The organism is Kitasatospora sp. NPDC094028, from assembly GCF_049543595.1.
Classification (GTDB): domain Bacteria; phylum Actinomycetota; class Actinomycetes; order Streptomycetales; family Streptomycetaceae; genus Kitasatospora.
Genome location: NZ_JBMVFA010000003.1, coordinates 18,218 through 42,492 on the forward strand (window position 1 = coordinate 18,218; position 24,275 = coordinate 42,492).

The window sequence follows — 24,275 nt, forward strand, 5'->3', positions numbered from 1 at the left end:
CGGGAGGGGGCGGCGGCACCGGCGTCATGCCCCGGCGGCCGACGCGAGGACTGATGCGGGATCAGGCCAGGCGTCGGACACGGTCTCAGGACTGGCTGAAGACCGGCAGGTAGCCGCCGGCCTGGCCGTCCGCGTTCGGGTGGTAGCTCTCGTCGACCGGCCAGGTGGCACTGTGCAGCCAGGTGGTCGACGAGCCGCAGATCTCGTGCCCGGCGAAGGTGCCGCGCACGTCACCGAAGGTGAACCCGGCGTTCGCGACCCGCTTGGCGATGACGTCGTCCAGCGTGTCGGCGGCCCCGTTGATGGCGGCGCGCTTGGTGTCGCCGATGCCGAACAGGCAGTAGCCGTCGATCTGGTACAGGTGCGGGTAGCCGAGCACCACGACGTGGGCGTTCGGCGCCTTGGACCGGATCGCGGAGTACACCTGGTCGAGCTGGCCGGGCAGGGTGTTCTGGGCGTAGTCCTCGGCGGCGCTGACGGCGTTCAGGCAGTCGCTGTCACTGCCCAGCACGCAGGTCTGCATGGTGCTGGAGAACCCGGAGTCGTTGCCGCCGATGGTGAGGCTCACCAGCGTGGTGCCGGCGTTCACCGCGGAGAGCTGGTTGTTGAGGACGTCGCCGGTTCTGGCGCCCGAACAGGCGACGAACGAGAACGACGAAGGCGCGTTCGCGTTCTTCCAGAGGTAGGCGTAGGCGTTGGTGCTGCGCTTGCAGCTACCGCTGTCGCTCAGGTAGTTGCCGGCGCCGACGCCGGCCGAGTAGGAGTCCCCGAGGGCCACGTAGTTGGCACCGGCCGCACCGGCGGACGACGCGGCGAAGAACGTCGACAGCGTGAGGAGAGCGGAAACGGCGGCGACGGAGAGAGCACGAGCAGGGCGGAGCATTGCACCTCCTGGGATGGCGGGGGTCGCAGAACGAGTGCCGGGCGGGGGCCCGGCACGCACGGCCTGGGCAGGAGCGGGAGCCTGGGCCGGGGACTTGGGGGGAACGGATCCGGGAACCGGAGCCGGAGGGCTCGGCGGGGGCCGGGGCCGCCTGGCGTCAGGGCCAGGTGTCAGGGCCAGGCGTCAGGACCGGCTGAAGACCGGCAGGTAGCCACCGGACTGGCCCGCGGCCTTCGGGTGGTAGCTCTCGTCGATCGGCAGCGTGGTGCTGTGCAGCCACGTGGTCGACGAGCCGCAGATCTCGTGCCCGGCGAAGACGCCGCGCACGTCGCCGAAGGCGAACCCGTGGTTGGCGGCCCGCTTGGCGATGACGTCGTCCAGCGTGTCGGCCGCCTTGTCGATGGCGGCGCGCTTGGTGTCGCCGATGCCGAAGAGGCAGGAGCCGCCCACCTTGTAGAGGTGCGGGTAGCCGAGCACGACGACGTGGGCCCGCGGGGCCTTCGCGTGGATCGCGTCGTACACCCGGTCCAGCTGGCCGGGCAGGGTGTTGCGGGCGTAGTTCTCGGCGGAGTTGACGGCGTTGAGGCAGTCGCTGTCACTGTTCAGCACGCAAGTCTTCATGGTGTCGCCGAAGCCCGCGTCGTTGCCGCCGATCGTGATGCTGACCAGCGTGGTGCTGGAGCTCAGGGCGGAGATCTGGTTGTTGAGGACGTCCCCGGTTCTCGCGCCCGAACAGGCGACGAACCTGAACGAGGACGGCGCGTTGGCGTTCTTCCAGAGGTACGCGTACGCGTTGGTGCTGCGCTTGCAGCTACCGCTGTCGCTCAGGTAACTGCCGGCACCGACGCCGGCCGAGTACGAGTCCCCGAGCGCAACGTAGTTGGCACCGGCCGCACTCGCCGACGATGCGGCGAAGAACGTCGTCATGGCGAGGGAGGCCGCTATGGCGGCGACGGGCAGAACGCGAGCTGGGCGGAGCATGACACCTCCTTGGCGTGACACGGGTCACAGAAGTGATAGCAGGAGGTGAGTGGCTCGGGAAGCGGTCATGCCAAGGATATTGACGGACCGTCTGACAACGGAGAAGTGAACCCCTGACCACAGCGCGCACATCCCCGCTGCTCAACAGGGGTATATGCCGACGCGCATCGGTCATCGCGCGTAGAAAGGATTCTGTGGAGAAGTCAGCACGCGGTCAGCCGAAGGCCAACACATGGTCAGCCTGCGGCCAGCGCACGGACAGGAAGCGCACGGACGAACACGCGCGCGAGGGCGGCGACGAGGGCGCGGACGAGTACGGGTTCAGGCGGGCGGGCGGGCGGGCGCGGCGCGGCGCCCGGTGGCCCGGTGGCACGCCTGAACCCGGCCTACGGGTACTCCGCGCCGGGGAAGACCTCGCAGCCCTCCACCGGCAGCTCCTCGATCGCCTCGTTCGCGGCCGCGGGCACACCGAGCCGCTGGACGGCCGTGGCCACCGCCACCCGCGCCTGGCGCAGCCCGGGCTCGCCCCAGCCCAACAGCTCGACCGCCAGCCCCGGCGCGACCAGCAGCCGCCGGTAGTGCCGACCCGAGGCCGGATCGGCCACGCTCGGCCCGACCGCCCGCATGGCGGCCGTCATCCGGACCCGTGCGCACTCGTGCCCGCCGTTCGCCGAGCCGACCCGGTCGTAGAGGTAGCCGAGGTAGTACGGCCGGCCGATCAGGGCCTGGGCCTCCTCGCCCGCCTCACGGGCCAGCGCGGCGCCCGGGTCACCGTCGTCCTCCGGCTCCAGTGAACCGCCGGGCAGTGAGCAGATCCCGTCCCTGGGGTTGACCAGGGTCAGCACCCGCCCGTCCGGTGCGAACAGCCACCCCCAGGACTGCTTCACCGGCAGGCCGTCCGGCACCGGCTCGCCCGGCCGCCACGGCCAGCCCGCCGTGGGGCGGCGGCGCACCCGGCCGAGCAGTTCGGCGACCTCCGCGCTGTACTCGATCCGGCTCATGCGCCCGCCTCGCCGCGCTCGGCAGAGGCACTCACCCACGCGCACCTTCCATCGATTCGCTCGCCACGCTCGCTCATGCGCCCGCCTCGCCGCGCTCGGCAGAGGCACTCACCCACGCGCACCTTCCATCGATTCGCTCGCCACGCTCGCTCATGCGCCCGGCCCTCCCCCGGCCGCCCGGCCCGGGACCTCCCACCGTCCGGTGGGGGCACCCGCCCGGGCGGGCGCCGCGGTGAGGAGACGGCTCCGCTCACTCATGCGTCCCCCTCTCGGTGTCGGGCTCGCCGCACCGGCGGCGCGACGGTCGACCTGCGGGGCACGGCGCGGAGCGGAGCGGCCGGAGCGGCGGCGTGGGGCACCGCACGCTCCTGCTGTTGATCTTCTCCGAATCTTCCCCGAACAGGCGGTCGATGAACAGTCCCCAGCGCCGCATGGCGGACGCGGCCACCCGCACACCTCGGGCACGGTTGATCAGCCCAGCGGCCCACCCCCCTTCCGGGGCCCGGGGAATCCCGGCCGCGAAGGCCCGGACGACGGCCGCCCCGAAGGCGGCGGCGCGGCCGGCGGCGGCCCCGGGGGCCCCGAGGGCGGCGTGTCCGGCAGCGGGAACCCCGGCCGCGGCATGACCCCGGGCGGGAACGGGAGCCCTCGCTCGGCGTCGTCCGCCAGCTCGTCGAACACCTCGTGTACCGTCATCGGCCGCAGCCGCCCGCCGGCCAGCGCCCAGCCGCGCACCACCGGCCCGGTCGCCGGGTCGCCGTGCAGCAGCACCGCGCCTCCTCCGCCCGCGGCCACACCCGCCGCCAGCGTGACGCAGAACGCCTCGGTGTCCCGCCCGGCGGGCCGCAGGCTCCCCGCCTCGACGCAGACGTCCACCGCCGACGTCAGCTCCTCTCCGTCCTCGGGACCGTGGCAGCGGAGCGTCAACAGGTGGCAGCCCTCCCCCGCGCCCTCGGCCAGCGCCAGGTACGCCGACGTCACGTACCGCATCACCGAGGCCAGCCGGCGCTGCCCGGCCGGGTCGTCGCCGACCGCGTCCAGCAGAGCCGCGCAGGCCACCGACATCCGCACCCTCGCCCGGTGGTCCTCCAGCAGCGCCGGCGCCAGCTCAGCCAGCCGCTCCCCCGCGTAGACGAACGGCTCCCCGGCCAGCTCCGGATCGCCCGCGTACGCGACCCGGGCGGCCGGCATCCGGGGATCGAGGCCGAGCGCGTCGCAGTAGTCCTCGAAGTCCCCCGCCTCGAAGACCCTCAGGTGCACCTCCACGCCCTGCCCGTGCAGGGCGCGCAGCTGCTCCTCCGAGCGCCGCAGGTACTCCTGGTGCCGCAGCGCACCGAACAGCCCGTACCGCGCCAGCCCGGCGAAGTCCGCCGCCTCGACCGCCAGCGCGACCGCCACCGGCTGCGGCGGCGGAGCACCCCGCGCCCGCCCGCCGCGCCGCGACCGCGCTCCGGGGCCGCCCGCACACCCACCCGGCGGCGCACCGCCCGGCGGCACGCCCCCGGCACCGCCCGGCCGCGGCCCGCCGACCCCCGCCCCGGCCCCGCGCCCGGCGAGCAGCACCCGCCGGCCCGCCTGCGGCCTTCCGCCCCGCCTCACCGCGACGCCCAGCGCCCCGGAGACCTCGCCCAACAGCTCCCGTACGGTCATGGTTCCTCCCAGCTCACTCGAACAGCACTGACACCTCCGGCCGCCCCGCCCCACAGAGCCGCCGACGTCGAGGAACATACACAGAGCCACTGACAATCGACCCCGGGTAATCGAACAGGGGGTGGTCGAGCGGCCGGAGAACGGGTGCGCGGGCCCGCACCGGCCGGCAGGGGACGGGAAGCCCGACCCCGCACGGCCCGGCGGTGCGGGCGGCCACGAGCGCCCGGTACGCCGGCGGGGAGCGGCTCCCGCACCGGCATGCCGAGCGAGGCGGCGGCTCCGCGCGGGCGGCGTGGAAGCCCCGCGTCCCGAACAGCGCGCCGGGGCCGGCGGCCGGGCGATTCGGGCGCACCGGCCGTGGCCGCCGGTCCGGGAAGCCCGCGCACGGGCCCGGCGTTTCGAGCGGAGCGCCGAGCCGGGCGGCCCCGCGGATCCCCCGGCGGAGAACCCGGCGGCCCAAGCCCCGCACCCGCACCCGCACCGGAGCCCAGCCGGTCCGAGCGCGACGCACGGAGGCCCGGCGCCCCGAGGCACACCGCCCGGGGCGCCGGTACGGGCACCCGGGCGGACCGGGCGGCGACCGGTCGAACCGAGGGATTCCGGGTGCGCAGGAGCCCGGCGCCCACCCGCGGGGCCGCCCGCCCCGGGCCGTGGTGCGGGCGGTTCGGGCGGGGTTGTCAGTGGCGGGCGTTATGGTCGGGGACCATGCGACTGCTGCATACCTCCGACTGGCATCTCGGCCGTTCGTTCCACCGGGAGAGCCTGCACGACGCCCAGCGCGCCTTCCTGGACCACCTGGTGGGCGTGGTCCGGAGCATGCGCGTGGACGCCGTGCTGGTCGCCGGGGACGTGTACGACCGGGCGCTGCCGGGCCTGGAGGCGGTGGAGCTGTTCGACGACGTGCTGCACCGGCTGGCGGGCCTCGGCGTGCCCACGGTGTTCATCAGCGGCAACCACGACTCGGCGCGCCGGCTGGGGGTGGGCGCCGGACTGATCGGGCGGGCGGGCGTGCACCTGCGGACGGATCCGGGCGAGTGCGCCGTCCCGGTGCTGCTGGAGGACGAGCACGGGCCGGTGGCGGTCTACGGGCTGCCGTACCTGGAGCCGACGCTGGTGCGCGAGCGGTTCGGGTTGGCGAAGGGCGGGCACGCGGCGGTGCTGGGTGCGGCGATGGAGCAGGTCCGGGCCGACCTGGCGGCGCGGCCGGAGGGGACGCGGGCGGTGGTGCTGGCGCACGCGTTCGTCACGGGCGGCGCGCCGAGCGACAGCGAGCGGGACATCGCGGTGGGCGGCGTCGCCGCGGTGCCGGCGGCGGTCTTCGACGGCGTGCACTACGCCGCGCTCGGCCACCTGCACGGCAGCCAGACGCTGGCCCCGCACCTGCGCTACAGCGGCTCGCCGCTCGCGTACTCGTTCTCCGAGGCGAAGCAGCGCAAGTCGATGTGGCTGGTGGACCTCGCGGCGGACGGCTCGGTGTCGGCGGAGCGGGTGGACTGCCCGGTCCCACGCCGCCTGGCCCCGCTGCGGGACACGCTGGACGCGCTGCTCACGAAGGAGGAGTACGCGGAGGCCGAGGACTGCTGGGTGCAGGTGACGCTGACCGACGCCGTCCGGCCGAGCGAGCCGATGGAGCGGTTGCGCCGCCGCTTCCCGCACACCCTGCAGTTGCTGTTCGATCCGGCGGAGACCGAGGCGGAGCCCGTCCGCTCGTACGCGGCGCGGGTCGGCGGCCGGGCGGACCTGGAGATCGCCGAGGGCTTCCTGCGGCACGTCCGCCCGGGCGCGGAGCCCGGCGCGGAGGAGCTGGGCTGGCTGCGGGAGGGCTTCGAGAGCGTGCGGGAGTCCGCCGAGCGGAAGGCGGACCTGCCGCGATGAGGCTGCACCGGCTGACAGTCACCGCCTTCGGCCCGTTCGCGGGCACCGAGACGGTGGACTTCGACGCGCTCGCCGCGGGCGGGCTGTTCCTGCTGCGCGGCGCGACGGGCGCGGGCAAGAGCAGCGTGCTGGACGCGGTCTGCTTCGCGCTGTACGGCGAGACGCCGAACGCCCGGCGGGCCGGCCGGCTGCGCAGCGACCACGCCGACCCCGGGCAACTGACGCAGGTCCGGCTGGAGTTGACGCTCGGCGGCCGGCGGCTGGAGATCACCCGGCTGCCGGAGCAGCGGCGGCCGAAGAAGGTCGGCACCGGCACGACCGTCGAGCGGGCGCAGACCCTGCTGCGCGAGTGGGCGGCCGACGCGGGCGCGGGCGTGCCCGGCTGGCGGCCGCTGAGCAAGTCGCACCAGGAGGCCGGGGAGGAGATCCACCGGCTGATCGGCATGAGCCGGGACCAGTTCTGCCAGGTGGTGCTGCTGCCGCAGGGTGACTTCGCCCGCTTCCTGAAAGCGGACTCGGAGGAGCGCGGCAAGCTGCTGCGGCGACTGTTCGACACCGAGCGGTACGGGCTCGTGGAGGCCTGGCTGGCCGAGCGCCGGCGTGCCCAGGAGGCCGCCGTGCAGGCCGGCCGGCGGCGGCTGCGGGACCTGGTCAGCAGGGCGGAGCAGGCGGCCGGTCCGGGTGCCGAGCCGGCCGAGGGCTGGGTGCCGGCGGAGGACGGCGAGGCGGACCTGACCGCCGGGGTGCTGGGCTGGGCGGCGGTCCTGCGCTGCGGCGCGGCCGAGCAGGCGGCCGTCGCCGAGGCGGCGCTGGACGGCGCGCAGGCGGCTCAGCGCGCGGCCCAGCGGGTCCGGGAGGCGGCCGAGGAGGTGGCCGGGCGACAGCGCCGCCACCGGGAGGCGCTGGCCAGGGCCGAGCGGCTGGCGGAGTTCGAGCCGGCGGCGGAGCGGGACGGGCGCCGGCTGGCGGCGGCGCAGCAGGCGGTCGGCGTCGAGTCGGCGCTGCGGCTGCGCGAGGGTGCGGCCGAGGCGCACCGGCGGGCCCGGACGGCGGAGCGGCGGCGGCGCGAGGCGCTGGCCGGTGCGCTCGCCACGCCGGGTGGGCTCGACGCGCTCGGTGTGCTCGGCATGCTCGGCGCGTCCCCGTCCGTGGACGGCACCCCCGTCGACATCGGGTCCCGCACCGACACCCAGCTCGATCCCCGCACCGACACCCGGGCCGACACCCGGGCCGACACCCGGGCCGGGGCCTGCGCCGAGGAGCTGGCCGGGGCCGAGCGGCGGCTGCGGGCCGAGGTGGTGCGACTGGAGGCGGCCCGGGCCGAGGAGCGGCGCTGCACCGAACTCGCCGACGAGCGGCGCTCGTTGGGCTCGGACCTGCGCGGCGCCGAGGAACTGGCGGAGGAGGCCGAGGACTGGCTGGCCGAGTTCGAGGGCGAGTTGGGCCGGCTGGAGGAGCGGCAGGCGGGGGCCCGGGCGGCCGGCGCCCGGGTCGAGCAGTTGGACGGGCGGCGCGCCGAGTCGGCGGCCCGGCTGGCGGCCGCGCGGGAGCGGGACGGCCTGCGGGCCGAGATCGCGGCGGCCGAGCCGCGGGTGGCGGGGCTGCGCACCGCCGCGCTGGACGCCCGCGAGCACGGCCTCGATCTCCGGGACCGCCGGCTGGCGGGCATGGCGGCCGAGTTGGCCGAGCGGTTGCGGGCGGGCGAGGCCTGCCGGGTGTGCGGGTCGCCCGAGCATCCGGCGCCCGCGGAGGCCGCGCCGGGCGGCCGGGTGAGCGCCGAGGACGAGGAACGGGCGGCCCGGGCGCTGGACGTGGCCGAGCGGGCCTGGCGGCAGGCCGACCAGGCGCTCACCGCGCTGCGGGTGCGCGAGGCGTCCGCCACCGGTGCCGCCGGGCCGGACGGCGTCGACGTGCTCGCCCGGGCGCTCGCCGGGCTGGAGCACGAGCACCGCGAGGCGCTGGGCGCGGCGGAGACGCTGGGCCGGGTCGAGCAGGAGATCGGCCGGCTGTCGCAGGACCGTGCGCGCCGCCTGGACGAGCTGCGCGAGGCCAAGGAGCGGGCGGCCGTGCTGACCGACCGGCTGCAGCAACTGGACGCCGAGCAGCGGGAGTCGGCCGGCCGGGTGGCGGCGGCCCGGGGCGGCGCGGCCTCGGTCGCCGAGCGGGCGGCGGCGCTCGGCCGGCTGGCCGAGGAGGTCGCCGGCGCGGCCGCCGCGGCCCGGGCCGGCGCGGAGGCGGAGGACCGGCTTGCCGACGCGGAGGCCGAGCTGGGCCGGGCCGCCGTGGCGGCCGGCTTCCCGGACTCCCGGGCGGCGCTGGCGGTGCTGCTGCCGGCCGAGGAGCGCGAACGCCTGGCCGGGCGGCTGGAGCGGCACCGCGCGGAGTCCGCGGCGGTGCGGCGGGAGCTGGCGCTGCCGGAGCTGGCCGAGGCGGCGGCCCGTCCGCCGGCGGACCTGGCGGCCGCGGCGGCCGCGCTGGGCGCCGCGACCGACCGGCTCGGCCGGGCGCACGCCGCGCGGGCGGCGGCGGACGAGCGGTGCGCGGCGCTGGCCGCGATCGGGCGTCAGCTGGCCGCGCTGGCGGCGGAGTTGGGCCCGGCACTGGAGCGGTTCGGGCGGATCAACCGGCTGGCCGGGGTGGCCGCCGGCACGTCCACCGAGAACCGGCTGCGGATGCGCCTGGAGTCGTACGTCCTGGCGGCACGGCTGGAGCAGGTCGCGGCGGCGGCCAGCGACCGGCTGGTCCGGATGTCGGGCGGCCGCTACACCCTGGTGCACAGCGACGACCGGGGCACCGGCAACAAGCGCTCGGGGCTGGCGCTGCGCGTGGTCGACGCCTGGACGGGCACCGAGCGGGACACGGCGACGCTCTCCGGCGGCGAGGGCTTCTTCGCCTCGCTGTCGCTCGCCCTGGGCCTGGCCGACGTGGTGACCGACGAGGCCGGTGGCATGCCGCTGGACACCCTGTTCATCGACGAGGGCTTCGGCACGCTGGACGAGCAGTCCTTGGAGGAGGTGATGGACGTCCTCGACGGGCTGCGCGAGCGGGACCGCGCGGTGGGCATCGTCAGCCACGTCGCCGACCTGCGCAGCCGCATCCCGGCGCAGCTGCTGGTCCGCAAGGGCCGGCACGGCTCGACGCTGGCGCTGGCGGGTCGGGAGGACGCGTAGCGCAGGAGAGGACGGGGCGACCGGCGGGGCCGGTCAGCTGGTCAGCCGGTCAGCCCGAGCAGGCGATCCGCTGCGCCTGCTGCCAGGCGCAGACCGGGCAGAGCGTGCTGCCGGGCTGGTCGGCGGGCAGTTCGGTCGGCTCGCCGCACAGCACGCAGTCGGCGCGCGGGCCGGCGGCCGCCGGGTCACGCCGCAGCGCCGCCTCGGCGTCGCCGTCCGGGGCGAGGTCGCAGACCGTCACGTCGGCGGCCGGGCCGTGGGCCGCGGTGTCGCCGGGGACGGCGCCCGCGCTGCCGTCCGCCCTGTCGCCGGCGCTGTCATCGACCCTGCCGTCGGCACTGTCGTCGGCGCTGTCGTCGGTGGGGGTCCCGTCGTTCATGCCGCCTTCCTACTCCGGGCGCCCGGCCGCGGGCAAGGCGGCGGCACCTGGCCCGACCGGGGCCGCCACGGTCGGGTTCCCGGCCGCCGCGATCATGGCGGCGACGCCGTCGAGCAGCGGGCCCAGCCCGAAGGCGAACAGCGCGTCGAGGTCGAGGTCGTAGCCGTCGCTGCCGAGGCCGCCGACGATCCGGGCGAACACCGGGTGGCGCCCGCCGGCGACGATCCCGGCCAGGGCGGGGGCCTGCCGGTCCATCCACTGGTCCTCGGTCAGGCCGGTGCGGGCCTCGGCCTGGCTCTCCCGTTCGAGGTGGACGGCGAGGCCCTGGACGTAGCTGTAGAGCAGGACGTGCAGGTCGAGCACGGTCCTGGGGTCGAGGCCGTGGCCGTCCAGGGCGCCGAGCGCCCACTCGGCGTGGTCCATCAGCGCGGGCAGCAGGAGCGGGCGGGTGAGCGCGCCGACCTGGGCGAGCCAGGGGTGGCGCCGGTGGATCCGCCAGAGGATGTGCGCGCCGGTCTCCAGCCGCTCGCGCCAGGACGGCGGCGGCTCGGCCGGGTAGGACTCCTCCGCGAAGGCCGCGTCCGCCATCAGCAGGACGAGCTCGTCCTTGCCCGCGACATGTCGATAGGTGGACATGGCGGCGACACCGAGCCGGGCCGCGACGCTGCGCATGGAGAGCGCGGCGAGCCCTTCGCGGTCGGCGATCTCGACGGCGGCCCGGACGATCCGCTCCCGGGTCAGCTCGCCGCCCTCACCCGTCCCCGGTTCGCCGAACAACTCGCCTGACGGCCCGGCGGCCGGCCCGGCGGCCGAGCCGGGCGCGGGCGGGCGCCGCCGGGCGGCGCCCGGGGCCGCCACCACCGTGCCGACCCGGGGCCGGGCCTCCACCAGGCCCTCCAGCCGCAGGGTGGTGAGCGCCTTGGTGGCCGTCGCGAGCGCGACGTTCCACTCGCGGGCGATCCGGCGGGTCGAGGGCACCCGTTCGCCGGGTACGAGGGCACCCTCGGCGATCCGCCGCCCGATCTCGTCGGCGATCCGCCGGTACGGCGGCAGGGCGGGCTCCGGCTTCCCGGCCATCCGGCGACCTCCTCGTGTGACATCCGTCTCAGCGTCGCGGCGGACCGCGGCTGCCCTAGGACAGAAGCTACCAGCCGCGCTCCCCCACCAGACCCCAACTGTCCTAGCTCAGTCGCGCCGAAAGCCCAGTTGGAGCCCCTGTGCGTACGCCGTACATTCAGGTCGAGTACACCGTACCGGCACCGGCGGCCGACAGCCGTCCGGCGCACACCGACGCGAAGGAGTCGACCCCGTGAAGACCGTGACCACGACCGCGACCACGACCGCGACCAGAACCGCGACCAGAACCGCGGCGGAGACCGCGACGAAGACCCCGGCCGGCGCCCCGGCCAGGACCGTGCTCATCTCCGGCGGCGGCATCGCGGGCTGCGCGCTCGCCGCCCTGCTCGCACGCAGCGGCTTCGCCCCCACCGTGGTGGAGCGCGCGCCCGGGCCGCGCCGCGGCGGGCAGGCCGTCGACGTCCGGGGCGTCGCGCTGGAGGTGGTCGACCGGCTCGGGGTGCTGGGGCAGGTCCGCGAGCACCGCACCCGGATGCGCGGCATGTCCGTGCTGGACGGCGAGGGCCGGGAGGTCCACCGTTCCACCGACAGCACCTACAGCTCCGGCCGGCTGGACGGCGACGACGTCGAGCTGCTGCGCGACGACCTCGTCCGCATCCTGCACGAACGGGCCGCCGGGGACGGCGCCGAGTTCGTGTTCGGCGACGCCGTCACCGCGCTCGACCAGGACGAGGACGGCGTGCTGGCCCGGTTCGGACAGGCCGGCCCGCGCCGCTTCGACCTGGTGGTCGGCGCGGACGGCCTGCACTCGGCGGTGCGCCGCCTCGCCTTCGGACCCGAGGAGCGCTACGCCACCCACCTCGGCCTGCACCTCGCCCTGTTCAGCGCCGAGAACTTCCTCGGCCTGGAGGACTGGCAGCTGTGGCTGCGCGACGGCGAGATCGGCTTCGGCATCTACCCGGCACGCGGCAACACCGAGCTGCGGATCGGCTTCGGCTTCGCGGCCGGCCCTGAGCCGGAGGGCCGGCAGCCGGAGGGTCCGCGGCCGCAGGGCCCGCCGCGGGAGGGCCCACCGGCGGACGGCAGCTCCGGCCCCGAGGCCCGCCGGGCGCTGGTCGCCGAGCGGATGGCGGCGCTGCGCTGGGAGCGGGAGCGGCTGCTGCGGGCCCTGGCCGACGCCCCGGACTTCACCTGCTTCGCGATGACGCGGATCCACCTGGACCACTGGTCCCGGGGCCGCGTCACCCTGCTCGGGGACGCCGGCTACTGCCCGTCCCCGCTGTCCGGCCAGGGCACCAGCCTCGCCCTGGTCGGCGCGCACGTGCTGGCCGACGCCCTCGCCGGCCACGGCGGCGACCACCGCACGGCCTTCGCGGCCTACGAGGAGCGGCTGCGCCCGTTCGTCCGGCTCAACCAGGAGCTGGCCACCGAGAACCCGGGCGGCCCGGCCTCGGAGGAGTCGGTCGAGCGGGCCAAGAACGCGATCACCCTCGACACCCCCGGCGCCTGAACCGCCCGGCCGCGGACACCCGGGCCCGCCCGGGGGCGCCCCGACGCCCCGCCCTAGGGTGGCGGGCATGACCGCCGACCTGCACCGCCGTCTGCTCGCCGCCCGCGTGACCGCGCCGACCTACCCGGAGGTGGGCGCCACCCGGGGCGGCCGGCTGCCGGACGGCTACGCGCACCTGCGCCGCCGGGTACACCTCGGGCACGGCCGGGCGGTGCTGGAGCGGGCCGGCCGGTACGTGCTCGGCTGGGGCAGCCAGCTGGGCACCGGCTTCGCCGTGTACCCGCACGCGCCGGCCGAGCCGGGGGCGACGGTGCTGCTGCGGCTCAGCCTGCCGGGCAGCCGGTGGCCGCGCGTGGTGATCCCCTGCCGGGTGGTGTGGACGGTGGCGGAGTCGGACCGGATCGGCTTCGGTTACGGGACGCTCCCCGGGCACCCGGAGTGCGGCGAGGAGGCGTTCCTGGTGTCGATGGACGAGGCCGGCGAGGTGTGGTTCGAGGTGACCGCGTTCTCGCGGCTGGCCGCCTGGTACGCCCGCCTGGGACGTCCGGTCGCGCTGCTGTGCCAGCACCTGGCGATCGAGCGCTACCTCGCCGCCGTCGCCGCCCACTGCCGCGACCGGCAGGACCGGCGGGACGGGCGGGACCGGCGCGACCGGCGCGACCGGCGGGACGGGCACGGCGACGGAGCCCGGACCGGGGGACCCGGCCGGGCCTGAGCCGAGGCCAGAGCCTGCGCCCGGGTCGGCACCCGGGGCGGCCCCCGGCCCGCGGCTCAGCCGAGGAACGACAGCCGCACGCTGCGCCGCGGATTGTCCCCGTTGGTGTCGACGAGCACCACGGACTGCCAGACGCCGAGGGCGAGTTGACCACCGATCACCGGCAGGGTGGCGTGCGGGGCGACCAGCCCGGGCACCACGTGGTCGCGTCCGTGGCCGGGGCTGCCGTGCCGGTGGCGCCAGCGGTCGTCGGCGGGGAGCAGGTCGCGCAGGACCGCGAGGAGGTCGTCGTCGCTGCCGGAGCCGGTCTCCAGGACGGCGATCCCCGCGGTGGCGTGCGGGACGAAGACGTTGAGCAGGCCGTCGCGCCCGGCGGCGTGCTCGGTGAGGAACGCGGCGCAGCGGTCGGTGATGTCCAGCGCGACCTCGCGGCTGCCGGTGGTGATCTCAAGGGTGGCCGTCTGGAACCGGCCGGGGTGGGTGGGGTTGGTGTTGTCCGCCATGCCGCCATCCTGGCCCAGGTCAGCCGATCGCGCGTACCGCGCCGCCGTCCGCCGGCGCCGGTCGGGCGCCGTGGCATACCATGAGAGGTTCAGACCACATCCGCCGCCGGACGGCGCCCGGTCATGCCGAAGGCCCGGTGGACCGGACGGTCCACCGGGCCGAAGCCCGAAGGCCGGGGCCGAAGCCCGAAGGCCGGGGCCGAAGCCCACGGCCAGGGCCCGAAGGCCGTGGCCGGAACCCGGCTCCGAAGGTCGAGACCCCCCTCGACGCGACAGGCCGCGACTGCTTAGCCGCGCCCGCCGAACAGGGTCCGCCGCAGCCGCCGCAGGGGCGCCAGCAGCTTGACCCGGGTGTGGCGGCGCCGGGCCGCCGGAGCGTCCGCGGCGGCCGGGCCGCGCGGGGTCAGCTCCCTTATCAGCCCGAGCGCCTCGGCGGTGTCGACCGCCGAGAGTGCGGGCGCGCCGAGTACGGCCAGGTGTCGGTCGATCCGGCGGCCGGTCGCGCCGACGCCGCACTGGATCGCCGGCACACGGGGCCGAGTCCGCACTTGCATGTGTTCCATCTGTTTCCCACCCCTACGAGGCGCCAGGGCCGTGAGGCGAAGACTATCCGTGACGGACGGCCTTCGCGCAACCGTCCTGGTGTGCTGCCACCGTACCGTGCGGCGTCAACTGACGGCGCACCAGGGGCCACCCGGGCGGTCACGACTAGGCATCAATGATGGGTGCACGGATCGCCTCCCGCCAACGGTGCCCGGATGCACGGACGGCGCACGGGCCGGGCCGCCGGTGCGCCCCCGGGTCGGCTTGCCCATATAGGGGACAAGCGCCAGGTCGACAAAGCGATCATGAACGGCGGCCGGCGATCACCCGCGGCGGTCCACCCGCTTCATGAAGTGAACACATTCGAGGGATTGACTCCCGGGAAAGCTCCAAGCAATATCTCTTCCAACGCGCGAGTGCCGCACCGCACCCGCGCGTGTGTTCGAGTCATGAAAGACTCGATGCGGGACTCCGGCTCCCCGCGGGCCACTGCCCGGCCGCCTCGACGCTGCGGCGGCCAGGCTCGCGCGGTGCCCGGACCGGCGGCCGGCCGTAGAGGGTCGGCCCGGCCGCCACCGACTGCCGGTGCCGCCCCCGTCCGGGGCCCGGCACCGGCGGTTCCGGGCCCGGGGCCCGGGGCCCGCCGCGATCACCCCCGCGACGACCACCCCCGCGCCCGTGCCCGTACCCGCCGGACGTCCAGGCAGGTCGGACCCGGCGGATCGGTAGACTCGGCCAGCGTGTCCCCCCTCCTCCTCAGCATCGTGCTCCCGGTCCACGGCGTGGAGCGGTTCCTGCCGCGCTGCCTCGACTCGATCCTCGGCGACACCGCCGCCGTGGAGTCCCGCTTCGAGGTGGTCGCGGTCGACGACCTCTCCCCGGACGGCTCCGGCGCGATCCTGGACGCCTACGCCGCCCGCGACCGCCGGCTGCGCGTCCTGCACCTCGACGAGAACCGGGGGCTCGGCGGCGCCCGGGCCGCCGCCCTGCCGCAGCTGCGCGGCGAGTACGTCTGGTTCGTGGACAGCGACGACTGGGTGCCCGAGCGCACGGTGAGCGTGCTGCTGGACGAGCTGGCGCAGGAGCACCGCCGCGCCACCCCGGCCGACGTGCTGATCACCGACTTCACCCACGTCTACCCGGACGGCGGGACCGAGCCCAACCCGTGGCGCCACGTGCTCACCGGCTCCCCGCTGATAGAAGGCTGCACCCTGGCCGAGCACCCGGCACTGTTCCGCACCGTGATGTCGGTGTGGAACAAGGTGTTCCGCCGCGCCTACCTGGAGGGCCTGGGCGTCTCCTTCGGCGGCGGCTACTACGAGGACATCTCGGTCACCTACCCGGCGCTGCTGGCCGCCGAGCGGCTGCGCTACCTGGACCGGCCCTGCTACAACTACCGGCGCGGCCGGGACGGCGCGATCACCGCCACCGCCTCCCCCAAGCACGCCGACGTGTTCGCCCAGTACGACGCGATCTTCGCCTTCCTCGACCGGGCCGACCGCCCCGGTCCGGCTGTCCCCGAAACGCTGCGCACCCAGGTCTTCGAGCGGACCGTCCAGCAGGCGCTGAACGTCTACGACTCCCCCGGGCTCGTCCCCGCCGACCGGCGCAAGGACTTCTTCCGCCGGATCGCCCAGCACTTCGAGCGGCACCGCCCGGCCGGCTACCGCTTCCCCGGCGGCGTGCGCGGCGTGCAGTACCGGCTGGCCGCGCGCGGCGCCCGGATCGCGTACGCGGAGCTGCGCCGCACCGGCCGGCTGCCGCGCGAACTCAAGCGCGGCGCACGGGCGGTGGCGCCCGCGGTGAAGAAGGGGATGCGCAGCGGCGCCCGGTTCACCGCGTACAACGCGTTCCGCCGGCTGCCGCTGGACGAGCACCTGGCGGTCTACGCCGCGTACTGGCACCGGGGTTACGCGTGCAGCCCGGCCGCGATCTACGAGAAGGCGAAGGAACTCGCCCCGCAGATCCGGGGCGTGTGGGTGGTGGAGAACCGCCGGCAGGCCGACACGCTGCCGGACGGCGTGCCGTACGTGATCGTCAACACGCCCGCGTACCTGAAGGTGATGGCGACCGCCAAGTACTTCGTCAACAACGTCAACTTCCCGCGCACGATGGCGAAGCGGCCGGGCACGGTGCACGTCCAGACCCAGCACGGCACCCCGCTCAAGGCGATGGGCATGGACCTGCGCGACCGGCCCGAGGCGGCCGAGGGGATGGACTTCGACCGGCTGCAGGAGGCCATCGACCGCTGGGACTACCTGGTCTCCTCCAACCCGCACACCAGCGAGCACTTCGCCCGGGCCTTCCCCGGGCGCTACGAGATGCTGGACACCGGCTACCCGCGCAACGACCGGCTGGCGAACGCCACCCGGGAGGAGGCGCGGGCGATGCGCGAGCGGATCGGGCTGCGGCCGGGCACCACGGCGGTGCTGTACGCGCCGACCCACCGCGGCGGCAAGGGCGGCTACCTGCCGCTGCTCGACGTGGCGGACCTGGCCCGGAAGCTGGGCCCGGACTTCACGCTGCTGGTGCGCACCCACTACTTCCACACCGGCGGCCCGGGCGACCTGACGGTGGATCAGGACGCGGCGCGGATCGTGGACGTGTCGGCGCACCCGGTCGTGGAGGACCTGTACCTGGCGGCGGACGCGCTGGTGACGGACTACTCGTCGATGATGTTCGACTACGCGGTGCTGGACCGGCCGGTGGTCGTCTTCGCCCCGGACTGGGAGGAGTACCAGCGCGAACGCGGCGCCTACTTCGACCTGTTCGCCGAGCCGCCGGGCGCGGTCACGGTGGACGCGGAGGGGCTGGCGAAGGCGCTGCTGGCGGGCGATCCGGAGCCGGCGGCGCGGGCGCGGTTCCGGGCGAAGTTCTGCGTCTGGGACGACGGCGGGGCCTCGGAGCGGGTGGTGCGCCGGGTGTTCCCGGTGCGGGACTGACCCGCGCGGAACCGGCCCGTGCGGGTGGGGTCGGGCCGACCGCCGCCGGTACGGCGGCCGGCCCCGACCCCGGGGTGCGCTCAGCCGCGGCGGGCGGCCAGGAACTCCTCGAAGTCCAGGTAGCCCTGGTGACGGGTGTCCATCGTGTGGATCAGCGCCTCGGCCATCCCGAGGGTCACGCTGTGGTCGCCCATCTCGTTGGCGGCCAGCGCGTACTCGGCCGGAGTGATCTTGCCGTCACCGTTCTTGTCGAAACGGTCGAACAGCGCCTTGATCTCCTCGACGCTCTGCATGGTGCCCTCCTGGTACTGCGGGGTCGTGCTCGGTTCGGACGGGCGTACCCTACCCGGCCGTGGCACGCGCCACGGTCAGCGGGAGTGGACGGGCGCGGGGGTCGGTGTCGTAGTCTGCGGGTCTGATTGCAGGCCCGGGCACCTCCCGGGCGGTCGTTCGTCCAGGGAGGGAACCATGCTCGACCTCGTCACCAGGCTGGTGCTGAAACCCGTTTCGCGCGGGATCTGGCGCCCGGCCATCGAGGGTGCCGAGAACGTGCCGAGCAAGGGCGGGGTGATCCTGGCGAGCAACCACCTGTCGTTCATCGACAGCGTGGTGATCCCGCTGACCGCCCCCCGCCGGGTCCACTTCCTCGCCAAGGCCGAGTACTGGCAGGCGCCGGGCCTCAAGGGCAAGCTGTCCAAGGGCTTCTTCGAGGCGATCGGCGCCGTCCCGGTCGAGCGCGGCACCTACCGCTCCGCCCAGGCGTCGCTGGAGTCCGCGCTGGAGATCCTGGAGGCCGGCAAGGCCTTCGGCATCTACCCCGAGGGCACCCGCTCGCTGGACGGGCGGCTGTACCGGGGCAAGACGGGCGTCGCCTGGCTGGCGCTGACGGCGGGCGTGCCGGTCGTCCCGGTGGCGCTGGAGGGCCCGGAGCAGATCCTGCCGGTGGGCAAGCGCGTGCCGCGGATCAAGAAGGTGACGGTCCGCTTCGGGGAGCCGCTGCACTTCGACGAACTGCACGGGCAGGCCAGGTCGCTGAAGGCGCGCCGCCAGGTGACCGACGAGGTGATGGCGGCGATCCAGCGGCTGTCCGGGCAGGAAGTCGTGGGGAGCTACAACGAGGTCCCGAAGGCGGCGTAGCCAGCGCCTGCGGTCCTTGCGGTTCTTGCGGGTCCGGTCCGCGGTACGGGCCGGCCGCGGTGCGCACTGCCCCGCGGTGCGGACTGCCCGCGATACGGACCGGCCGCGGTACGGGCCGGCCGCGATACGGGCCGGCCGCTACGCGTGGCCCAGGACCTCGGCGGTGTCCGGAACTTCGCGGCGCAGCAGCGCGGCGTACCGCCCGTCCAGTGCCACCAGTTCCTCGTGGGTGCCGAGTTCGGCCACCTCGCCGCGGTCGAGCACGGCTATCTGGTCGGCGGTGCGCACGGTGGAGAGCCGGTGCGCGATGGTGATGGTGGTGCGGCCGGCGGCCAGCGCGTCCACGGCCTGCTGGACGGCGCGTTCGGTGCGGTTGTCGAGCGCGCTGGTGGCCTCGTCGAGGATCAGCACGGGCGGGTTGCGCAGGATGGTGCGGGCGAGCGCGAGGCGCTGCTTCTCGCCGCCGGAGAAGCGGTAGCCGCGTTCGCCGACCAGGGTGTCGTAGCCGTCCGGGAGGGCGGCGATGGTGTCGTGGACCTGTGCGGCCCGGGCGGCCTCGACCAGTTCGGCGTCGCTGGCGTCCGGCTTGGCGAAGCGCAGGTTCTCGGCGACCGAGGCGTGGAAGAGGTAGGTCTCCTGGGAGACCACGCCGACCGCGCGGGCCAGGGTGTCGAAGGACAGCTCGCGCACGTCCACGCCGTCGATGGTGACCCGGCCGCCGGTGGCGTCGTACAGGCGCGGCACCAGGTAGCTGAGCGTGGTCTTGCCGGACCCGGTCTCGCCGACCACGGCCAGTGAGCTCCCGGCCGGGACGGCCAGGTCGACGCCGGCCAGGGTCGGGCGCGGCTGCTCGGGGTCGTAGCGGAAGTCGACGCGCTCGAAGCGGACCTCGCCACGGATCGGGTCGAGGGTGACGGGCCGCGCCGGTTCGGCGATGTCCACCGGCAGGTCGAGGTACTCGAAGATGCGCTGGAAGAGCGCGAGCGAGGTCTGCACGTCCACGCCGGTGGAGAGCAGGCCGACGGCCGGGCGGAACAGGCCCTGCTGGAGGCTGACGAAGGCGACCAGGGTGCCGACCGAGACGATCGGCGCACCGGCGGCGGAGGTCAGGCCGGCCGCCCAGTAGATCAGCGCGGGCATCGCGGCCATCACGATCATGATGGTGTTCATCCGCCAGCGCCCGGCCATGCCGGCCCGCACCTCCAGGTCGGCGAGCTGGTCGGACTGCGCGGTGAACTCCCGGGCGAGCGAGTCGGAGCGGCCCATGGTGCGGCCGAGCAGGATGCCGCTGACGGACAGCGACTCCTGGACGGCGGAGCTCATCGCGGCCAGCTGCTTCTGCCGCTCGGTGGTGATCTTCTTGCGCTCGCGGCCGACCCGGCGGCTGATCCAGACGAACAGCGGGAGCAGCAGCAGCGAGACGACCGTCAGTCGCCAGTCGAGGGCGACCATGGCGACGACGGAGGCCACCACGGCGGTGAAGTTGGAGGCCAGGCTGGTCGCGGTGGACGTCACCGTGGACTGCATGCCGCCGATGTCGTTGGCGATCCGGGACTGCACCTCGCCGGTGCGGGTGCGGGTGAAGAAGGCGAGCGACTGGCGCTGCAGGTGGTTGTAGACGGCGGTGCGCAGGTCGTGCATGACCCGCTGGCCGACCGTGGTGGAGATCAGCGTCTGCAGGACGCCGAAGATGCTGCTCACGACGGCCGCGAGGACCATCCCGAGCGCCAGCAGGCTGAGCAGCCCGGTGCGGCCCTGCGGAATGGCGGTGTCCAGGACGGCGCGGAGCAGGAACGGCGTGGCGACGGACACCACGGCGGTGGCGGCGACCAGCAGGCCGACCGTGGCGAGGCGGCCCGCGTACGGGCGGAACAGCGCGAGGATGCGCCGCCACTGGGCCGGCGGGCGGGGGTCGCCCTCGGCGCGCGGGGGCGGGGTCCAGTCGATGGTGGCATGCCTCAAGGGCGGCCTCCCTGGGTGGGGCGCGCGGCGGGCGCGCGCCGGCGGACGGGTTTCGGCGAACGGGTTTCGGCGGACATGTTCCGGCGGACATGTTCCGGCGGACAGGGTTCGGCACGACGCGGGCACGGCCGAAGGGGCCGTGCCGGGGCGGGCGGCCTCAGCATAGCGGGGTTAGCTCATAGTTAGGCAAGCTAATAGTGAGGGTTGCTCTATTCCCGGTGCCGAGGCCGCCTGGCCGTGCGACTCCTCGGGCCACTGGGGACTTTGGCCCTTGGGGCCCGCCGTCCGTCCGGCGCCGCCGTCAGTTCGTCCGGTAGGTGCGCGCCGCCTTGGAGGAGAGGCCGCCCAAGCCGCCGGACGGCAACAGGCGGGCCAGGGCCACCACCGTCTTGTAGCGCTTGCCCGGCACCGACAGCGACTTGCCCCGGGCCAGGTCCCGCAGCGCCTCGTCCACCACCCGCTCCGCCGACAGCCACGACCAGCGCGGGATGTTGCCCGTGCCCATGCCGGCCCGCTGGTGGAACTCGGTGCGGGTGAAGCCCGGGCACAGCGCCATCATCCGCACCCCGGTGCCGCCGAGGTCGCGCAGCACGCCCTGGGTGAAGCTCACCACCCACGCCTTGCTCGCCCCGTACGTGCCGCGCGGCAGGAACGCGGCCACCGAGGCGACGTTCACCACCGCGCCCCGGCCGCGCTCGCGCATGCCAGGCAGGGCGGCCGTGGTCAGCCGCAGCACGGCCTCGATGTGCACCTTCAGCATGTCCAGCTCGTCCTGCAGCGGGACCGTCCCGAACGCGCCCTTGTTGCCGAACCCGGCGTTGTTGACGAGCAGGTCCACCGGGCGGGCGGAGTCCGCGAGGCGGGCCTCGACGGCCGCGATGCCCTCCTCGGTCGCGAGGTCGGCGGTCAGCACCTCCGCCTCGACGCCGTACTCGGCGTGCAGGTCGGCGGCGGCACGCTCCAGACGCCCGGTGTCGCGGGCCACCAGGACGAGCCGGTGGCCGCCGCGGGCGAGTCGGCGGGCGAACGCGGCTCCGATGCCGGCGGTAGCGCCGGTGATCAAGGCTGTGGTCATGCCCAGACCGTACCGACTCCCCGCAGCCACGCCCACACCCAGGGCAACACCCCAGCTCGGCGGGCTGCGGAGGCCGGCCGCCGAGGGCTCGTAGCGTCGGACAGGGGCATCGCCCGACCGGGCGGTGACGACCGGATGAGGAGGCACATCTGATGCTTGCTCAGTTCGGGACCACCACGACCCGGGCGCTGCTGGCGCCGCCGGACGAGCTCGATGCGCTCGGCACGCTGATGGTGGAGGACGAAGTCCTCGCCACCGCCCAGCGGGTCGGCTCGCGCGCGCTGGCCTGCTGCGCTACCCGCTCGCCCACCTATGGCTCGGAGAGGGCGAGTTGGGCCGGGCCCTCGGCGAGGTGCGGCGGCCGCGGCTGCGCCTGCCGCACTCCGGCGACGAGCTGTGCCTGGTCTGGAACCACCGACGCCCGGCGGCCGGGACCTCTACTTCCACACCGGCGGCACCCGCGGCTTCACCGCGTTCGTCGGCTTCTCGCCGCCCAGCGGCACCGCCGTCGCCGCGCTCGCCAACACCGGCCCCGGCCTGGACGGGCGGTTCCTGCAGTGCGGCTACGGGCTGCTGCGGGAACTGGCGTCGCAGGTGTGAGGGCGGCTCCGGGACGCCCCGGGCCTCGGCTTCGGTGTTACGCGGCGACGGCCTTGGCGCGGTCGGTGGCGATGTGCAGGGCCAGGCCGGCGAGGACGGTGCCCATCGCGTAGCGCTGGATCCGCAGCCAGGTCGGGCGACGGCCGAGGAACGAGGCGATGCTGCCGGCGCTGACCGCGATCAGGCCGTTGACGGCGACCGCGATCACGATCTGGACCAGGCCCAGCACGAGGCTCTGCAGGGCGACATGGCCGCGCTCCGGCGCCACGAACTGCGGCAGCAGCGAGAGGTACATGATGACGATCTTGGGGTTGAGCAGGCAGGTCAGGAAGCCCATCGCGAACAGCTTGCGCGGCGGGTCCGGCGGCAGCGGCTGCGGGGCGAACACCGCCGCACCGCCCGGCTTCACCGCCTTCCAGGCCAGCCACAGCAGGTAGCCGGCGCCCGCCAGCTTGATCGCCGTGTACAGCGCGGGCACCACCGAGAACACCGCGGCCACCCCGGCCGTCACCGCCATCAGGTACACCAGGAACGCGGCCGCCACCCCGGTCAGGGACACCAGACCGGCCCGGCGGCCCTGGGCTATCGAGCGCGAGACCAGGTAGATCATGTTCGGGCCCGGCGACAGCGCCATGGTCAGGGCCACGGCCGCGATCCCGAGCACGGCGTGGCCGTCCACGACGTGTCCGTTCGCGACGTACCCGTTCACGGCAGAGAGCAGATCATCCATGCGAGGAGGCTAGGCCGGGCTCCCTACTCGATGCAATGATGACTTTGCGCTCGGTGCAATCCGGGCGGCGCCGAAACAGCCCGGAGGGACCGACCGGCCGTGGACGACTACCGCGCGATCGCCGACCAGATCGCCGCCGACATCACGGCCGGACGGCTGCGGCCCGGCCAACAGCTCCCCACCCAACGGGACTTCGCCCGCCGCCGGGGCATCGCCAACTCCACCGCGACACGCGTCTACCGCGAGCTCGTCCGGCGCGGACTGACCACCGGCGAGGTCGGGCGCGGCACCTTCGTCCGGGCCGGGGACGCGCCGGGCGGCGGCGGCCGGGTCGCGCTCGCCGAACCGGGCGCCGCGCCCGTCGACCTGGAGCTCAGCTACCCGGCCGTCCCCGAGCAGTCCGCGCTGCTCGCCGCCGGTCTCGCGCCGCTGCTGCGGCCGGACGCGCTGGCCGAGGCACTGCGGCCGGTCGGCGCGGCCGGGACGGCGGCGGCCCGGCGCGCCTTCGCCGGACTGGTCGGCGGCCCGGACCGGGGCCTGCCGGAGGACGCCGTGCTCTTCGCGGGCAACGGGCGGCAGGCCGTCGCGGCGGCGCTGGCCGCGCTGGTGCCGCCGGGGCAGCGGCTCGGGGTCGAGGAACTGACCTACCCGGTGGTCAAGGCGGTCGCCGAACGGCTGGGCATCCGGCTCGTGCCGCTGCCCGTCGACGAGGACGGGCTGCTGCCCGACGCCGTCGCCGCCGCGCACCGGACGGCGCCACTGCGGGCGCTGTACGTCCAGCCGCGCGTGCACAACCCGCTCGGGACGAGCATGCCGCCGGAGCGGGCGGCGGCGCTGGCGGCGCAGGTGCGGCGGCTCGACCTGCCGGTGGTCGAGGACGCGATCTGGTCCTTCCTGCGCCCGGACCTCGCGCCGTTCGCCGCGCTCGCGCCGGAGCGGACGGTCCTCGTCGACAGCCTGTCGAAGCGGCTCGCGGCCGGGCTGAGCGTCGGGGTCGCGGTGGTGCCGGCGGCGCTGCGCGAGCGGGTCGCCGGGGCGCTGCGCTCGGGCGGGTCGACGCCGAGCGGCTACGCGTTGGAGGCGGCGGTGCGCTGGATCGGTGACGGCACAGTCGCGGCGGTCGCGGCCGCCAAGCGGGCCGACGCCACGGCGCGGCTGGAGCTGGCGCGCGAAGTCCTCGGCGGGCGGCGGCTGTCGGCCGACCGGTGCGCGTACTTCGCGTGGTGGCGGCTGGCGCCGCCGTGGCGGGCGGAGACCTTCGTCGCGGCGGCGGCCCGGGCCGGCATCTCCGTCACCCCGGCGGCGGCGTTCGCGGTCGACCCCCGGCGCTCACCGTCCGCCGTCCGGATCGGGCTGGCCTCGCCCCCGCTGCCGGTCCTCGAGCGGGCCCTGGCGACGCTGGAACGGATCGCGGCGGAGGGGCCGGGAGCTGGCGGGGAGGTGGGGGCGGTGGGGGCGGAGGCGAGCGACGGCGAACAGATCACAGGCGACAGATGACAACGAACAGATGACAACTTTCAACATCTGAAATCTGTTCGCTGA

21 protein-coding genes are annotated in these 24,275 nt (G+C 75.4%); 8 read left to right on the forward strand and 13 right to left on the reverse strand.

Annotated elements, in window-relative coordinates; translation table 11 throughout:
• Positions 1-85: 85 nt before the first annotated feature.
• The 4 genes from ACPC54_RS05835 to ACPC54_RS05850 all read right to left on the reverse strand — a co-directional run bounded on the left by ACPC54_RS05835 (position 86) and on the right by ACPC54_RS05850 (position 4,515).
• The gene (locus ACPC54_RS05835) at positions 86-883 is read right to left on the reverse strand and encodes an SGNH/GDSL hydrolase family protein (protein WP_498961613.1); all 798 of its coding nucleotides are present in this window, start codon (positions 881-883) and stop codon (positions 86-88) included.
• 183 nt (positions 884-1,066) lie between these two features.
• Positions 1,067-1,864, reverse strand: a complete 798-nt coding sequence (locus tag ACPC54_RS05840) for an SGNH/GDSL hydrolase family protein (protein ID WP_498961615.1) — start codon at positions 1,862-1,864, stop codon at positions 1,067-1,069.
• Positions 1,865-2,250: 386 nt separating this feature from the next.
• Positions 2,251-2,865, reverse strand: coding sequence for a hypothetical protein (locus ACPC54_RS05845; protein ID WP_498961617.1), 615 nt, complete (start codon positions 2,863-2,865; stop codon positions 2,251-2,253).
• A gap of 471 nt (positions 2,866-3,336) precedes the next feature.
• Positions 3,337-4,515, reverse strand: coding sequence for a DUF8829 domain-containing protein (locus ACPC54_RS05850; RefSeq protein ID WP_498961619.1), 1,179 nt, complete (start codon positions 4,513-4,515; stop codon positions 3,337-3,339).
• A 705-nt stretch (positions 4,516-5,220) separates the two neighbouring features.
• Here ACPC54_RS05850 and ACPC54_RS05855 point away from each other — a divergent pair.
• Together ACPC54_RS05855 and ACPC54_RS05860 are read left to right on the forward strand one after the other, a co-directional pair.
• Positions 5,221-6,390 (forward strand): exonuclease SbcCD subunit D, encoded by a 1,170-nt coding sequence (locus ACPC54_RS05855; RefSeq protein WP_498961621.1) that lies wholly within the window; start codon positions 5,221-5,223, stop codon positions 6,388-6,390.
• Positions 6,387-9,560 (forward strand): AAA family ATPase, encoded by a 3,174-nt coding sequence (locus ACPC54_RS05860; RefSeq protein ID WP_498961623.1) that lies wholly within the window; start codon positions 6,387-6,389, stop codon positions 9,558-9,560. The genes ACPC54_RS05855 and ACPC54_RS05860 overlap by 4 nt, the downstream gene beginning before the upstream one ends.
• A 49-nt stretch (positions 9,561-9,609) precedes the next feature.
• Here ACPC54_RS05860 and ACPC54_RS05865 read toward each other — a convergent pair whose 3' ends face one another.
• Together ACPC54_RS05865 and ACPC54_RS05870 are read right to left on the reverse strand one after the other, a co-directional pair.
• Entirely contained in the window at positions 9,610-9,939 is a 330-nt protein-coding gene (locus ACPC54_RS05865; RefSeq protein WP_498962463.1) for a hypothetical protein, read from the reverse strand.
• Between the two features lie 9 nt (positions 9,940-9,948).
• The gene (locus ACPC54_RS05870) at positions 9,949-11,016 is read right to left on the reverse strand and encodes a TetR/AcrR family transcriptional regulator C-terminal domain-containing protein (protein WP_498961625.1); all 1,068 of its coding nucleotides are present in this window, start codon (positions 11,014-11,016) and stop codon (positions 9,949-9,951) included.
• 232 nt (positions 11,017-11,248) lie between these two features.
• Here ACPC54_RS05870 and ACPC54_RS05875 point away from each other — a divergent pair, with 232 nt between their 5' ends.
• Positions 11,249-12,526 (forward strand): FAD-dependent monooxygenase, encoded by a 1,278-nt coding sequence (locus tag ACPC54_RS05875; protein ID WP_498961627.1) that lies wholly within the window; start codon positions 11,249-11,251, stop codon positions 12,524-12,526.
• Between the two features lie 67 nt (positions 12,527-12,593).
• Positions 12,594-13,241, forward strand: coding sequence for a DUF1990 domain-containing protein (locus ACPC54_RS05880; RefSeq protein ID WP_498961629.1), 648 nt, complete (start codon positions 12,594-12,596; stop codon positions 13,239-13,241).
• Positions 13,242-13,297: 56 nt separating this feature from the next.
• On the opposite strand, the gene ACPC54_RS05885 is transcribed toward ACPC54_RS05880, so the two are convergent.
• Together ACPC54_RS05885 and ACPC54_RS05890 are read right to left on the reverse strand one after the other, a co-directional pair.
• Positions 13,298-13,744: a YjbQ family protein gene (locus ACPC54_RS05885; RefSeq protein ID WP_498961631.1), complete on the reverse strand. Its 447-nt coding sequence runs from the start codon at positions 13,742-13,744 to the stop codon at positions 13,298-13,300.
• A gap of 287 nt (positions 13,745-14,031) precedes the next feature.
• Complete coding sequence (locus ACPC54_RS05890; RefSeq protein ID WP_078859663.1) at positions 14,032-14,307, reverse strand: hypothetical protein; 276 nt, start codon at positions 14,305-14,307, stop codon at positions 14,032-14,034.
• Between the two features lie 720 nt (positions 14,308-15,027).
• On the opposite strand from ACPC54_RS05890, the gene ACPC54_RS05895 reads away from it, so the two are divergent.
• A complete protein-coding gene (locus ACPC54_RS05895; protein ID WP_498961633.1) occupies positions 15,028-17,229 on the forward strand; it encodes a bifunctional glycosyltransferase/CDP-glycerol:glycerophosphate glycerophosphotransferase in 2,202 nt (733 codons plus the stop codon).
• An 80-nt stretch (positions 17,230-17,309) separates the two neighbouring features.
• On the opposite strand, the gene ACPC54_RS05900 is transcribed toward ACPC54_RS05895, so the two are convergent.
• Entirely contained in the window at positions 17,310-17,522 is a 213-nt protein-coding gene (locus ACPC54_RS05900) for an EF-hand domain-containing protein (protein ID WP_498961635.1), read from the reverse strand.
• A gap of 175 nt (positions 17,523-17,697) precedes the next feature.
• Here ACPC54_RS05900 and ACPC54_RS05905 point away from each other — a divergent pair, with 175 nt between their 5' ends.
• Positions 17,698-18,366, forward strand: coding sequence for a lysophospholipid acyltransferase family protein (locus ACPC54_RS05905; RefSeq protein ID WP_498961637.1), 669 nt, complete (start codon positions 17,698-17,700; stop codon positions 18,364-18,366).
• A 138-nt stretch (positions 18,367-18,504) separates the two neighbouring features.
• Here ACPC54_RS05905 and ACPC54_RS05910 read toward each other — a convergent pair whose 3' ends face one another.
• From ACPC54_RS05910 to ACPC54_RS05920, 3 genes are all read right to left on the reverse strand, one after another.
• Entirely contained in the window at positions 18,505-20,328 is a 1,824-nt protein-coding gene (locus ACPC54_RS05910; protein WP_498961639.1) for an ABC transporter ATP-binding protein, read from the reverse strand.
• 301 nt (positions 20,329-20,629) lie between these two features.
• Positions 20,630-21,403, reverse strand: a complete 774-nt coding sequence (locus ACPC54_RS05915; protein ID WP_498961641.1) for an SDR family NAD(P)-dependent oxidoreductase — start codon at positions 21,401-21,403, stop codon at positions 20,630-20,632.
• Positions 21,404-21,563: 160 nt separating this feature from the next.
• A complete protein-coding gene (locus ACPC54_RS05920) occupies positions 21,564-21,713 on the reverse strand; it encodes a hypothetical protein (protein WP_498961643.1) in 150 nt (49 codons plus the stop codon).
• 86 nt (positions 21,714-21,799) lie between these two features.
• Here ACPC54_RS05920 and ACPC54_RS05925 point away from each other — a divergent pair, with 86 nt between their 5' ends.
• A complete protein-coding gene (locus ACPC54_RS05925; RefSeq protein ID WP_498961645.1) occupies positions 21,800-22,003 on the forward strand; it encodes a hypothetical protein in 204 nt (67 codons plus the stop codon).
• 37 nt (positions 22,004-22,040) lie between these two features.
• Here the strand turns inward: ACPC54_RS05925 and ACPC54_RS05930 are convergent, their stop codons facing one another.
• Positions 22,041-22,733, reverse strand: a complete 693-nt coding sequence (locus ACPC54_RS05930; protein ID WP_498961647.1) for a LysE family translocator — start codon at positions 22,731-22,733, stop codon at positions 22,041-22,043.
• Positions 22,734-22,832: 99 nt separating this feature from the next.
• Here ACPC54_RS05930 and ACPC54_RS05935 point away from each other — a divergent pair, with 99 nt between their 5' ends.
• Positions 22,833-24,230 carry an aminotransferase-like domain-containing protein gene (locus ACPC54_RS05935; protein WP_498961649.1) on the forward strand — a complete coding sequence of 466 codons (1,398 nt, stop codon included), beginning with the start codon at positions 22,833-22,835 and terminating at the stop codon, positions 24,228-24,230.
• Positions 24,231-24,275 lie beyond the last annotated feature (45 nt).

What these genes read in the sequence shown, in the direction of transcription:
- ACPC54_RS05835 (WP_498961613.1), bottom strand. Translation starts at nt 883, where the DNA reads ATGCTCCGCCCTGCTCGTGCTCTCTCCGTCGCCGCCGTTTCCGCTCTC.
- ACPC54_RS05840 (WP_498961615.1), bottom strand. Translation starts at nt 1,864, where the DNA reads ATGCTCCGCCCAGCTCGCGTTCTGCCCGTCGCCGCCATAGCGGCCTCC.
- ACPC54_RS05845 (WP_498961617.1), bottom strand. Translation starts at nt 2,865, where the DNA reads ATGAGCCGGATCGAGTACAGCGCGGAGGTCGCCGAACTGCTCGGCCGG.
- ACPC54_RS05850 (WP_498961619.1), bottom strand. Translation starts at nt 4,515, where the DNA reads ATGACCGTACGGGAGCTGTTGGGCGAGGTCTCCGGGGCGCTGGGCGTC.
- ACPC54_RS05855 (WP_498961621.1), top strand. Translation starts at nt 5,221, where the DNA reads ATGCGACTGCTGCATACCTCCGACTGGCATCTCGGCCGTTCGTTCCAC.
- ACPC54_RS05860 (WP_498961623.1), top strand. Translation starts at nt 6,387, where the DNA reads ATGAGGCTGCACCGGCTGACAGTCACCGCCTTCGGCCCGTTCGCGGGC.
- ACPC54_RS05865 (WP_498962463.1), bottom strand. Translation starts at nt 9,939, where the DNA reads ATGAACGACGGGACCCCCACCGACGACAGCGCCGACGACAGTGCCGAC.
- ACPC54_RS05870 (WP_498961625.1), bottom strand. Translation starts at nt 11,016, where the DNA reads ATGGCCGGGAAGCCGGAGCCCGCCCTGCCGCCGTACCGGCGGATCGCC.
- ACPC54_RS05880 (WP_498961629.1), top strand. Translation starts at nt 12,594, where the DNA reads ATGACCGCCGACCTGCACCGCCGTCTGCTCGCCGCCCGCGTGACCGCG.
- ACPC54_RS05885 (WP_498961631.1), bottom strand. Translation starts at nt 13,744, where the DNA reads ATGGCGGACAACACCAACCCCACCCACCCCGGCCGGTTCCAGACGGCC.
- ACPC54_RS05890 (WP_078859663.1), bottom strand. Translation starts at nt 14,307, where the DNA reads ATGGAACACATGCAAGTGCGGACTCGGCCCCGTGTGCCGGCGATCCAG.
- ACPC54_RS05900 (WP_498961635.1), bottom strand. Translation starts at nt 17,522, where the DNA reads ATGCAGAGCGTCGAGGAGATCAAGGCGCTGTTCGACCGTTTCGACAAG.
- ACPC54_RS05905 (WP_498961637.1), top strand. Translation starts at nt 17,698, where the DNA reads ATGCTCGACCTCGTCACCAGGCTGGTGCTGAAACCCGTTTCGCGCGGG.
- ACPC54_RS05915 (WP_498961641.1), bottom strand. Translation starts at nt 21,403, where the DNA reads ATGACCACAGCCTTGATCACCGGCGCTACCGCCGGCATCGGAGCCGCG.
- ACPC54_RS05930 (WP_498961647.1), bottom strand. Translation starts at nt 22,733, where the DNA reads ATGGATGATCTGCTCTCTGCCGTGAACGGGTACGTCGCGAACGGACAC.